Source organism: Flavonifractor sp. An91, assembly GCF_002159225.1.
GTDB classification, from domain to species: Bacteria; Bacillota; Clostridia; order Oscillospirales; family Oscillospiraceae; genus Flavonifractor; species Flavonifractor avicola.
In genome coordinates this window covers 1-11490 of record NZ_NFHA01000015.1, presented here as the reverse complement: position 1 = coordinate 11490, position 11490 = coordinate 1, and the positions used below count along the sequence as shown (strand labels likewise).

9 protein-coding genes are annotated in these 11490 nt (G+C 61.1%); 2 read left to right on the top strand and 7 right to left on the bottom strand.

What is annotated here, in order from left to right:
* Nucleotides 1-6 precede the first annotated feature (6 nt).
* From B5G42_RS09835 to B5G42_RS09815, 6 genes are all read right to left on the bottom strand, one after another.
* Nucleotides 7-1215 carry an ABC transporter permease gene (locus B5G42_RS09835; protein ID WP_087269683.1) on the bottom strand — a complete coding sequence of 403 codons (1209 nt, stop codon included), beginning with the start codon at nt 1213-1215 and terminating at the stop codon, nt 7-9.
* Nucleotides 1212-1907 carry an ABC transporter ATP-binding protein gene (locus B5G42_RS09830; protein WP_087269680.1) on the bottom strand — a complete coding sequence of 232 codons (696 nt, stop codon included), beginning with the start codon at nt 1905-1907 and terminating at the stop codon, nt 1212-1214. Before B5G42_RS09830 ends, B5G42_RS09835 begins: the two co-directional genes overlap by 4 nt.
* A gap of 1 nt (nt 1908) precedes the next feature.
* Nucleotides 1909-3927: an efflux RND transporter periplasmic adaptor subunit gene (locus B5G42_RS09825; RefSeq protein ID WP_087269677.1), complete on the bottom strand. Its 2019-nt coding sequence runs from the start codon at nt 3925-3927 to the stop codon at nt 1909-1911.
* Nucleotides 3928-4024: 97 nt separating this feature from the next.
* The gene (locus tag B5G42_RS17890; protein WP_140399834.1) at nt 4025-4231 is read right to left on the bottom strand and encodes a hypothetical protein; all 207 of its coding nucleotides are present in this window, start codon (nt 4229-4231) and stop codon (nt 4025-4027) included.
* Complete coding sequence (locus B5G42_RS09820; protein WP_087269674.1) at nt 4221-4811, bottom strand: metallophosphoesterase family protein; 591 nt, start codon at nt 4809-4811, stop codon at nt 4221-4223. The genes B5G42_RS17890 and B5G42_RS09820 overlap by 11 nt, the downstream gene beginning before the upstream one ends.
* Complete coding sequence (locus tag B5G42_RS09815) at nt 4808-6679, bottom strand: BMP family ABC transporter substrate-binding protein (protein ID WP_087269671.1); 1872 nt, start codon at nt 6677-6679, stop codon at nt 4808-4810. Before B5G42_RS09815 ends, B5G42_RS09820 begins: the two co-directional genes overlap by 4 nt.
* A gap of 266 nt (nt 6680-6945) precedes the next feature.
* On the opposite strand from B5G42_RS09815, the gene B5G42_RS09810 reads away from it, so the two are divergent.
* Nucleotides 6946-8637, top strand: coding sequence for a hypothetical protein (locus B5G42_RS09810; protein WP_087269669.1), 1692 nt, complete (start codon nt 6946-6948; stop codon nt 8635-8637).
* A 52-nt stretch (nt 8638-8689) separates the two neighbouring features.
* Here the strand turns inward: B5G42_RS09810 and B5G42_RS09805 are convergent, their stop codons facing one another.
* A complete protein-coding gene (locus B5G42_RS09805; RefSeq protein ID WP_087269666.1) occupies nt 8690-9883 on the bottom strand; it encodes an aminotransferase class I/II-fold pyridoxal phosphate-dependent enzyme in 1194 nt (397 codons plus the stop codon).
* Between the two features lie 217 nt (nt 9884-10100).
* Between B5G42_RS09805 and B5G42_RS09800 the strand changes: the two genes are divergently transcribed.
* Entirely contained in the window at nt 10101-11378 is a 1278-nt protein-coding gene (locus tag B5G42_RS09800; RefSeq protein ID WP_162611073.1) for an S-layer homology domain-containing protein, read from the top strand.
* Nucleotides 11379-11490: the final 112 nt, after the last annotated feature.

The window sequence follows — 11490 nt, the reverse complement described above, 5'->3', positions numbered from 1 at the left end:
ACTCCTTTAGTCTGCCCGCAGGGCCTCCACCGGCTGGAGGCCGGAGGCCTTGATGGCAGGATAGAGGCCAAAGGCCACGCCCAGGGCAACGGAGATAAAGAAGGCGCCCACCGTTATCCCGGCGTTGGGTATCAATATGGTGTGGAAGGATATTTTCCCCACGATCAATGTGCCGATATAACCCACGATGATGCCAAAGATACCGCCGATGCCGCAGATCATACAGGCCTCAATGAGGAACTGGGCGATGATGCTCTTGCGCTCAGCACCGATGGCCTTGCGGATGCCGATCTCCCGGGTACGCTCGGTGACAGTGACCAGCATGATGTTCATGATGCCGATACCGCCTACCGCCAGAGAAATGGCGGCGATACCGCCCAGGAAGCGCTGCTGCATCTGATCCTGCTCCTTACCCTCCTCCTGCATCTGGTTGGGGGTGGTGACGCTGTAATAACCGCTGTTGGGGTCGATAAGGCCCTGAAGGAAGCCCTTGAGCAGCGTGATGGCCCGGGTGGTGGACTCGGAGTCCTTGGCTTTGGCCACAAAGGTATCCATACTGGTCTGGCCGTTAAGCACCCGGTTCATGGAGTAGGGCAGCACGATGTAGCGGTCCATACCGGTCATGTTGTTGGGGTCTTTTTCCTGATAGACTCCAATGACCTCAAAGGGGATGTTGTTGATGGTGATGGTCTGGCCCACCGGGTCCATGTAGTTGAAGAGGGCATCCGCCATCTTGGAGCCCAGCACACACACCTGGTTGTAGTTCTTCACATCCAGGTAGGCAATGTCTCTGCCCTTGGCCAATGTAAAGTTGTTGCACAGGGAGAACTGCTGGTTGCCCATCACCACCTGGGGAGATTCCTCCCAGGGGGTATTGTAGTTATCCAGGGTCTTGGCACCGTACTTGATGACGGTCTGATTGTACATCTGCACCACCGGGGTGACGCCCAGTACATACTCGTCCAGCTCCATACAGTAGTCGTACAGCTCATCGGATACCTTCTCGCTGTTCCAGCTGCTGGCCTGGATGTTGATGATGTTGGTGCCCAGGCTCTCATAGAACGCCCGCATCTGCTGGTTCTGGCCCTGGGCATAGGACACCAGGATAATGACGGCGGCCAGGCCGATGATGACGCCCAGCATGGTAAGGACGGAGCGAGCCTTCTTGGCCGCAATGGATTTGACCGCGATCTTGAACGCCTGGGTCAGATTCATGCGAAGGCCCCCTCTCTGTCCCCGTCATAAATGATGTGTCCGTCGGAAATCCGCACCACCCGCTGGGCGGTGGAGGCAATGCCGTTGTCGTGGGTGATGAGGATGATGGTGGAGCCCTCCTCATGGAGCCCGTGGAGAATCTCCAGCACGTGCTTGCCGGTGCGGGAATCCAGGGCGCCGGTGGGCTCGTCGGCCATGATGATGGGAGGCTGGGTGGCAATGGCCCGTGCAATGGCCACCCGCTGCTGCTGACCGCCCGACATCTCGGTGGGCTTGTGCTCCGCCCGGTCGGCCAGCCCCACCCGCTCCAGGGCGGCCTCCACCCGGTCCCAACGCTTGGAGGCGGGCACCCCCTGATAGATCAGGGGGAGTTCCACGTTCTCCCAGGCGTTGAGGGCGGGAATCAAGTTGAATCCCTGAAAGATAAAGCCGATCTGCTTGTTGCGGATGTGGGCCAGCTGCTTATCGGTCAGTCCGGTCACGTCCACCCCGTCCAGATGGTAGTCCCCGTAGGTGGGGATATCCAGACAACCCAGGATGTTCATCAGGGTGGACTTGCCGGAGCCGGACTGGCCGATGATGGCCACGAACTCTCCCCGATCCACCGTGAGGCTCACCCCGTCCAGGGCCCGGACCTCGCTCTCCTCCCCTTCATGGTAGATCTTGAAGAGGTTTTTTACATCGATCAGCATATCAGCCACCCCAACTGTCGGCGCTCTGGGTGGCGTAGCCGATAAAGACCTCGTCCCCCTCGTTGAGGCCCCGCTTGACCTCCGCCCGGCTGGTGTCGTTGATGCCGATCTCCACCGGCACAGCCCAGAAGCCCTCGGGACACTCCCAGGCGGGATCGGGCTCCAGGATGGCGTTGGCGGGGGCCTCCTTGGACTTGACAAAGACGATGGTGCCGGTTTCCTCATCGGAGGAACCGCCGCCCATACCGCTGCTGGCGCCGCCGCCCGCGGAGATACCCGGACCGGGCATGACGACCACACCCAGCTTACGGGCGGAGACACCGCTGTTGGAATACCGCTGCGGCACTGCCACCGCGCCGCCGCTGACAGACATATTGCCGTCTATGATCATGCCGCCGTCGTCGATAATCACATTTCCGCCGTCAACGGTCCCGCCGTCGTCGGGCAGGATCTCACCGTCAATCACGCTGCCGTCATCAGGTAGGTCGCTGCCGCCCATTTCGCCGTCCATACCATCCTCTCCGCCGTTCTCGGCAGGGGGAGCATCCATATTATCGGGCAGCGTCACATTGTTGAAGCTGACGTACTTCACAGCGGCAACAGGCACGGTGAGGCAGTTGTCCGACTGGCTGGCCACGAAGGAATAGCTGACGTAAGTACCGGGGATCATGGAGCCGTCAAAGTTGTCCACCGCAACCACCGCCGGGATGGAGGCCACGCCGTTTTCTCCGGAGGCGGTGAGGGAAACGCTCTGCACCACGCCCATATAGGGAGTACCGTACTGATCCAGATCCACCATCATGCCCACCTTGACGTACTGGGCATTGCGCTCGTCCACGCTGATCTCCACCGTCATCTGGGAGGTATCGGCAATGCTGATGCCCTGGCCGCTCTGTACCTCCTCACCCTCCATGAGGCTGCAGGACAGAACCGTACCGGCGATGGGGGCTACGCCGTTATACTTGCTCAGCTCGTCATTGGCCTCCTTCAGCTTCTCCTGGGCGGCCTTCAGGGCCTCTTCCTTGGCGCTGATCTCTTCGTCGGAGTCCTTGGCGCCCAGCTGGACCAGTACCTGGCCCGCCTTCACGTCGGCGTAATTGAGCAGTCCGAAGCTCTCTACCGGACCGGAGGCCTTGGCCTTCACCACGGTAGTCTCATAGAACTCCAGCTTGCCGTTCTGATAGGGGTAGATGGGGGTGCCGTCGGCGGCGGTGAGGGAGGCGGAAGCCTCCATCCCCTCGGTGAGGGTGCCGGGATTGTCCAGCACAAAGACCACCTCAAAGTGGGTGGCCCCTTCCGGGGAGACAAAGCGGACCTTGTTGATCTTCTCCACCGTACCGGTGCGGCTTCCCATAATGGAGGGGATGGTGATCTGGGCAGTCTGCCCCACCTTGATGCTGTCCTCATATGCATAGCTGTAATAGAGGGAGATGCGTAGCTTGGTGTCGTTGACGATGGTGGCGATGGTGTCGCCCTCGTTCACCGTATCTCCCGCCTTCAGGTTGGCCACCTCCCGCAGGTTGCCGGCATGAGGGGCCTTGATGGTCAGCTCCCCGATCTTCTCGTAGACCGCCTGGAGCTGCTTCTGGCAGTCGTCCACCGTCTCCTGGGCGGCCTTGACGGCCTCCCGGGCCGCGGTGTCGTCCATGCGGTAGAGGGGCTGGCCCTCGGTGACCTGGTCACCCTCCTTCACATAGAGCTCCAGAATGGTACCGGTACCCGGGGTAACCGTGGCCGATTTGTTGGCCTTGGCCATGCCGCTGCCTTCCACCTTCACCTGGATGGACCCCAGCTGGACGGTATCGGTCATGGCTTCACCCAGTCCAGTCTGATCCTCCCGGAACACAAAGTACCACAGAGCAAAGACAATTCCGGCAATTACCGCCGCGGTAATGAGCAGGCCCACGATCAGCTTGACCTTACTGCGGCGCTTTTTCTTTCTGGGGCCGGAAGGCGCCCCAGCCGGCGGCGTTTGGCCCGGAGCGGGCCGCTCGAGCACAGGCGTCTGTTGATCCGTCATATTGAACTCCTCCTTGTGTACTTGCTTGTTCACTGCCATTCTAGCATACCGGGTAAGGTAAGCAATGACAAAGCAATGACAAATTCTTAACAAATCCTTAAGTTTCCCAGTCGACTTTAGGTTGGACATCCGCCAGCACCAGTGTATGCCCTTCCGCAGGAAATCTCCGCCGAAAACCGCCGCTCCTTTCTTTGGTATACGTTTCCTTTTTACAGACGTTTTCCGTCTGAAAAGGTTCCATCTTGGAAGAAAAGCAGGCGGCGGAAGGTAATCCTTCCGCCGCCTGCTTTCGGTTAAAGTTCAATCAGATAGCGCTCATACCCGTTGATCACTCTGGTCTTGCCGTAGCGCTGTTCCCGCTGGATGCTCCGGCCGTAATTCAGGTGGGTGTGTCCATGGAGATGGAGGGCGGGCTGATACTTGTCCAGCATCCGGTTAAAAGCCCGGAAGCCGGTATGGGCCAGGTCGGTGCAGGGCACCATGTCCTTGCCCGGCGCATGGGTCAGCAGAATATCAAACCCCTTTTTAAAATACAGCTTTGGGGCCAGCCGTATGGCCCGCAGATTCATCTCCCTGTCGGTGTACTGGTGGGGGCCCTTCTTATAGCGCATGGAGCCCCCCAGGCCTACGATACGCAGTCCCTGGTACTCATAGTACTGCCCGTCGATACAGGTGCAACCCAGAGGCGGGTCCTTTTCATAGTGCCCGTCGTGGTTCCCATGGACATAGAGCACCGGGCAGTGGGCAAAGGTAGCCAAAAAGGACAGGTAATGGGATTTCAGGTCCCCGCAGGAGAGGATTAGGTCCACCCCCTCCAGCTTATCCGGCGTAAAATAGTCCCAGAGGGCGGGGGACTCGTAGTCGGCTACAGCCAGAATCTTCACTTCAGCCCAGCCTCCTCAAAGCCCTGAACCCGCATCCACGCCCTGGCCCGGTCGGTCAGCTCCTCCGGCCTGGGGATGGACCCCTCCACATAGGTGGACAGCCAGTTCATGGACAGGATCTGCTGGGCGGGCAGGGGTCCGTCGTCGCCGTACACCACATGGCCCTGCTGGTTCATCAGCACCCCGTAGAAGGGATCCAGCCGCTCGGCCCGAATGGCGTCCCGCAGCACGCCGGCCAGCCGCCGGGTACCGGCGGGCAGGCGGCGGGAGCAGAGCACATCCACTATCTTCTGGTTCAGGCCCCACCAGTAGCTGATGGCGCTACTGCCCCGGCTCTCCTTCTTCCAGCTGCCGTCCAGCACCCGCCGCACCAAGCTCTGGTAAAACCGCCCCCAGTCGCAGTGGATCATGGCCAGATTATGCAACTCTCTCGACCGGGGCCCGGCGTTAGCGGCCAGCCGGTCCAGGTAGTCGATATACACGATGCCCTTGGCCCGAAGGCTGTCAATGCCCCCGCCCTCCTTCAGGCTGTTCCAGGACAGCAGCACCCGGGCATTGGCGTTGACCATTCTGGCCCCCTGGGCAAATGCGTTGATGCTGGCAATGGTGCCGAAGGTGGGGTAGTCAGCCACATAGCCGATCCATCCGCTGCGGGACAGGGTGCCGGCAATGGCGCCCTTGATAAACTTGGCCTCATACATCCGGGGATAGTAGGTCCGCACCGAGGGATAGGAGTTGTTGAGGGAGCAGTTGAAAAATTTCACCTCCGGATGGCGCACGGCCTGCTTCACGCTGGGCAGCAGCAGAGAGGGATCGGTAGTAAAGATCAAGTCCGCCCCCTTGGCCACCGCATCGTTGATGGCCGCCTCCGCCGCCTGCTCAGTGACGGCATTTTCATAGGAGAGGGTATAGAGCTGGTCATTCATGGTATCCTCCAGCAGGTAGCGGCCGCACTCATGCTCATAGACCCAGCGGGAGGTATCGCTGCTGCCGGCGTGGATGAAGGCGGCGCACAAACGCTCGCCGATGGGATGGAAGGGGAACAGGGGCTTTTTCACCGTGTCCTCCAGCATAAGGGTCACCCCGGCGTTTTCCAGCCGGTTGCGTACCTCCTGCCGGATCATGGGCAGTTCCCGGGCAATCTGGGTGGACAGCTTGCCCTGGGAAGCCTGATAGCCAAACAGCTTCACATATACCAGGAAAGCCAGGGAGATGTACTGCTGATCGGCATTCTCCCGCAGACAGGCATCCCGGAACATATAGTAAAAGGAGCGGAAATCGTGGATCTCCTCCGCGCTCCACGCTTCCCGGCTGGGCCGTCCCATGGCCTCCATCAGCTCCCGGTACTCTCCCGGTCGCCGGAACACCAGGAAATTCAGCCCTGTCATCTGGTAGAAGTTGAGGAACTCGTAGTAGGCGGTCACCTCCGGGTCGTCGGAGGGCCGGGGCAAAAGCCGGGTGACCACCGCCGGAATGGTGATGGCCCCAAAGTATTTCAGCACGCTCACCCGCTTGTGGCCTTCCACCACATAGAAGCGGTTGAGGTATTCCACCGCTTTGATGGGGTCCCGGATTCCTTCATTCAGGTGGGCCTGACAGAGGGACGCCCACTTGCCTGCAAACTCGCTGTCAGCCTCCAGGGCGGGATAAAAGCCGGGGGAAAAGCTGTTGCGCCGCAGCTTGTTGCAGGTACCCACGATGAGCTCGCTGGGCACCTCCACCACGCCCAGGCTCTCCCGCCGCATGGCAAGTTCCTCCGGATCGCCGGGCAGCACCTGCAGGCCGGTTTCCTCCCCCCGGGCTGCCGCCGCCTTGATCTCCTTTTGTCCCAGGCGGAGCGCATTGTGGTATTCCTCCAATACGGGCATATCCGCCGTCCCCCTTTCCAGTTGGTTCTTTCTTCTCTCCCAACAAACTACCACGACCGAAACAAAAATACAATCCCTTTCTCCTTCCGGCTTCTGGTTTTTGGTGGTAATAACATACAAAAAAGGAGCGCTCCGGTTGAAGAATGGCCCAAGCCGTGCTATAGTATTACCTGTTGGGCAGACCCTGGGCGGTCTGCCGTTCACCCATCCGCCCCAATCTATCCGCACCGGCCCTGCCGGTGCGTACCATAAAGGAGATTTTCCTCATGAACGAACGCAATACTCACAAGGGCACTGTTCCCTGTCATACCTGGCGCATGATCCGTGCCCAGGAAGAGGACCTGTACTACAAGCGCCCCGCGGTTCCCGGCCGCCGTCCCGCCATCGTGATGCCTGAGTCCCTGTTGGTTCCCAAGACTCCCGCAGAGCCTGCTGCCGCTCCCGTACCCCAGGCCGCCCCTGTGGCGGCCGAGCCCGTGCCCAGCATCTTTGACCTGCGCATGGAGCAGTATGGGGACGAGCTGGCCCGGCTGTACCGGGAGCAGTTCCACGGCGACCTGGCCGCCTGGGACCGTCTGACCACTCTGCTGCGCCAGAGCTGGGAGAACCGCCGGGAGGAGCTGTGCGCTCAGGACCAGCGCCGGACCGCCGACGCCGGCTGGTACTGCCGCCGGGATCTGCTGGCCATGGCCGTGGACGCCGCCGGCTTTGCCGGTTCCCTGGCCGGGGTGGCGGACCGCCTGCCCTACCTGAAGGAGTGCGGCGTCAACTTCCTGCGCCTCAACGGTAACGGCAGCCAGGAGGAGCTGGCCGCTCTGGCCGACGCCTGCCGGGCCCAGGAGATCCTGCTGGCCCTGCCTCTGAAGGCCGACGCTCCCCAGGACGCCGCCTCCTTCCACGCCTGGATCGAGCAGCTGCTCTGCCTGGCCGGTCTGGGTGCAGACGCCATCCGCCTGGGTGACCTGTCCCGCCTCCCCCACAGCGTGCTGCGGATGGCCCGCCTCATCTGCCAGCTGGTGTGCCCCGGCGTGCTGCTGATGGGCAAGGCCCCCGCCCACGGCGAGGCCCCCTACTTTGGCAGCGAGGACAAGCCCGAGTGCCATCTGCTCTGCCGGAACAACGGCGCCCTGCTGTGGAACACCCTGGCCACCGGCGACGTGTCCCTCCTCCGCCACGAGGTGGAGGGTTCCCTGTCCTCCGCCGGTCTGTTCCTCAACCGGCTCCACGGGGATAGCGGTCTGGACTGGGCCCTGGACTACGACTGGCTGAAAGAGCACTGCGGCACCGACGAGAATGCCCATCGCCAGTACCTCAACGACTGGGCCACCGGCAAGTTCCCCGGCAGCAACAGTCGGGGCGAGCTGTGCCGTGAGGGCAAGGTGTGCGGCACCACCGCCTCCCTGTGCGGCGTGGAAGCCGCCGACTATGAGCAGGACAGCGTCAAGCTGGAGCAGGCCGTGGCCTGCGACCTGCTGCTCCACGCCTTCCTGCTCACCCAGAGCGGTATGCCCCTGCTGACCTGCGGCGACGAGGTGGGCCAGCTCAACGACTACAGCTACCACGAGGACGCCGCCCGGGCCGATGACGCCCGCAACCTCCAGCACGGCCCCTTCCAGTGGGAGCTGGCCGCTATGCGTGACAATCAGGAGACCCGCCAGGGCAAGCAGTTCCAGGGTCTGCGCCGCCTGGAGCAGCTGCGCGGGGCAGAGCCCGCTTTTGACGCCCGGGCCAACGTGTGGACCTTCGACACCGGCAATCCCCATGTGCTGGGTCTGGGCCGCTGGTATGAGGGCCGCAAGCTGGTGGCACTGTTTAACTTCAGCGGCGACTTCGTCACCGCCGGTGCCCCCGAGGGCGGCGCCTTTGATGAGCTGATCTACGGCGGCCACTATGACGAGATCGGCCATGTGGAGCTCTATCCCTACGGCTTTGTCTGGCTGCTCCAGCAGGAAGCCTAAAAAACATACAAAACGGACCGGGAACTGAGTTCCCGGTCCGTTTTTTCTTTGGTCACCGTTCCGGCAGCGTCCGGACAGCCTTCTCCAACAGCTCCAGCAGCAGGGGCATCTGTTCCCGCTCGGGCAGCATCAGCCGCACCGCCCGGCAGTCCAGGCCCACATAACTCTCGCAGCTAACTGTGAGCAGCCCCTCCCCTATCAGGTGGCGCTGCAAATGGAAGGTGGGGTCCTCTGTCTCCACATAGAGCATGAGGATGGGGGTACTCTCGCAGGTGGCCGCCGCCCGGAGATTGCGTCCATACCGCTTGTTGTACCTCTCTATAGCTGACAGCAGTTCCCTCTTGCTCACAATCACCGGCTGAATGCCAAAGGGGTCCTCCGGCCGCTCGAACTTGGTCTCCAGCGCGGTCTGGGCCAGCACCCGGGCGATGCCGTTGCTGTTGAAGGGCAGCACCAACTTCTCCAGCTGAGGCAGCAGGCCGCTCTGGGCGGAGCTGACCCCGTAGCCAAGCCGCACCCCGGCCATACCCCACCCCTTGGAGAAGCTGCGGGTCACAATCAGGTTGGGATGGCTGGGGATCAGGTTGATGGCGCTGGCGGAAAAGGGCAGGTACTCGGCATAGGCCTCGTCCACCACCAGCAGCTTCCCCCATTCCTCCGCCCGCCGGGCGATACAAGCGATGTCCTCCAGGCTGACCGGCAGGCCGGTGGGGTTGATGGGATTCTCCACGATGAACAGCCCGTACTCCGCCGACATCTTGGCCAGATAGTCGTCCACATGGAAGCGGTAGCCGTCGGAGCGGTCCAGGTAGCAGCACTCGTACACCGAGCCGGTGCAATTCACATGGTCCACATAGGCTGTGAACTGTGGGGCGTGGCCCAGCACTTTCTTGCCTCTGGTGAGGCACAGCAGATTCAAATTGCACAGGATGTCGTAGGAACCGTTGCCTAGGATGATGTGGTCGGCAGTGAGCCACCCCTCCCCCACCCCGTTGCCCCGGTACCAGTTGGCCAGAGCCTCCTTCAGGGTGCCGCCGTGGGGATAGTATTTGATCTCGGCAAAGTTGCCGCCGTGGGCCTCCGTCCGCTGCTCAAAGGCGTGGAGGCGCTGGAAGATACAGTTGCCCAGCAGATCGGCATTGACCCCCAGGGAGCAATCCAGCTTGATGTCCCCCTCCGGCAGGCTGCCTGCATAGTCCTTTGAAACGTAATCCCGCACATAGGGATTGATCTCCAGATGAAACATCCCGCTCCCCCCTGTTACAGCTTTTTCCTGTCTGTGCTTTCAGGATAACACCGATTCTTTTCAAAGGCAAGGTCCATCCTGACAGCGTCTTTGAGGATGACCCGCTGTTTCCACCCCGGTCCAGTGCTTCTGATACACTATGCAGCTGGCAGATTGTTTTCCCCGTTTAACGGGCCTAGAATGGGATTGTATAAAACCATTCTTAACGGAGGTACCTATGATGAAAAAACGCTTGCTATCCCTTGTGCTCACCCTGTCCCTTTGTCTTTCTCTGTGCCTCACCCCTGCACTGGCAGCCGCCGGGCTCTCCAACTTTACCAAGAGCAAAACCTATACCCCTGGCCAGTTCACCGATGTGGCCTCCTCCACCTGGTACACCTCTGCTGTCCAGGCCGCCTATGAATACGGCCTGATGCAGGGCTCCAGCGACACCACCTTCAATGTGAACGGCAAGCTGACCATTGGCGAGACCGTCGCCATCGCCTCCCGTCTCCACGCCACCTATCAGGGCAATGGATACACCTTCACGGCCAGCGAGCCCTGGTATCAGACCTATGTGGATTACGCCCTGACAAACGGCATCTGCCAGGCCTATCCTGACTACACCGCCGTCATCAGCCGGGCCTCCTTCGCCATGATCCTGACCAATGCCCTTCCGCCCGAGGCTCTGACCGCCATCAACACAGTGGAGGAAAATGGTATTCCCGACGTACCCAGCGACGCCAACTACCATGATGCGGTCTATCTGCTCTACCGGGCCGGTGTTCTCTCCGGCACCAATTCCACCGGTACCTTTGCCCCCTTCAACCAGATCACCCGGGCGGAGGTGGCCGTCATTCTGTCCAGCATGGTGGACCCCTCCCTGCGTAAGTCCTTCACCCTGAAGGCGGTGGTGAAACCCACCTCTCTCACCCTCAGCGCCCCCAATTTCGTGGTGGACGCCGGCGCCAAGCAGAGCCTGAAGGCCACTGTAGCCCCTGCCAACACCACGCTGCCGGTGACCTGGTCCTCCTCCAACACCAACGTGGCCACCGTGGCCTCTGACGGCACCGTCACCGGCGTCACTCCCGGCACCGCCACCATCACCGCCAAGTGCGGCTCCCTCACCGCCACCTCTGTGGTCACCGTGCAGAAGGTTCCCCCCATCGGCAAGCCCACAGGCTTCTTTTTTACCCGCAACAGCGTCAACGGCATTACCCTCTCCTTTGACGGAAGGAACAACTCCGGAAAGGCCATCAATTACTACACTGTCCATGTGACCTTCCTGGACCCCATCGGCAACCCCGCCTACGATGAGATCACCCACAAGGCTACCGCCTCTGTGCGCTACGTGGGACCCGTTTCTCCCGGAAGAAGCATCCTTGTTTACAAGCTGATGGGCTATGTGCCCGCCTGCGACGCCATCCGGATCGATACCATTGACCTGGAATATGCCGACGGAACGAAGGAAACCATCGTTTATAACCAGACGACCCATCGGGAGGAACATTTCTGATTCTGCCGCCCGGGTTGCAAAACAGGCATGAAAGGAGCCGCCCAATTGGGCGGCTCCTTTCATGCCTGTATCGTTGGACTTCTCAGCTGCTGGGACAGATATGACAGGGGCG

Excerpts from the sequence above, each read along its gene's own strand:
- B5G42_RS09835 (WP_087269683.1), bottom strand. The coding sequence starts at position 1,215 with ATGAATCTGACCCAGGCGTTCAAGATCGCGGTCAAATCCATTGCGGCC.
- B5G42_RS09805 (WP_087269666.1), bottom strand. The coding sequence starts at position 9,883 with ATGTTTCATCTGGAGATCAATCCCTATGTGCGGGATTACGTTTCAAAG.
- B5G42_RS09800 (WP_162611073.1), top strand. The coding sequence starts at position 10,101 with ATGATGAAAAAACGCTTGCTATCCCTTGTGCTCACCCTGTCCCTTTGT.
- B5G42_RS09825 (WP_087269677.1), bottom strand. The coding sequence starts at position 3,927 with ATGACGGATCAACAGACGCCTGTGCTCGAGCGGCCCGCTCCGGGCCAA.
- B5G42_RS09815 (WP_087269671.1), bottom strand. The coding sequence starts at position 6,679 with ATGCCCGTATTGGAGGAATACCACAATGCGCTCCGCCTGGGACAAAAG.
- B5G42_RS09830 (WP_087269680.1), bottom strand. The coding sequence starts at position 1,907 with ATGCTGATCGATGTAAAAAACCTCTTCAAGATCTACCATGAAGGGGAG.
- B5G42_RS09810 (WP_087269669.1), top strand. The coding sequence starts at position 6,946 with ATGAACGAACGCAATACTCACAAGGGCACTGTTCCCTGTCATACCTGG.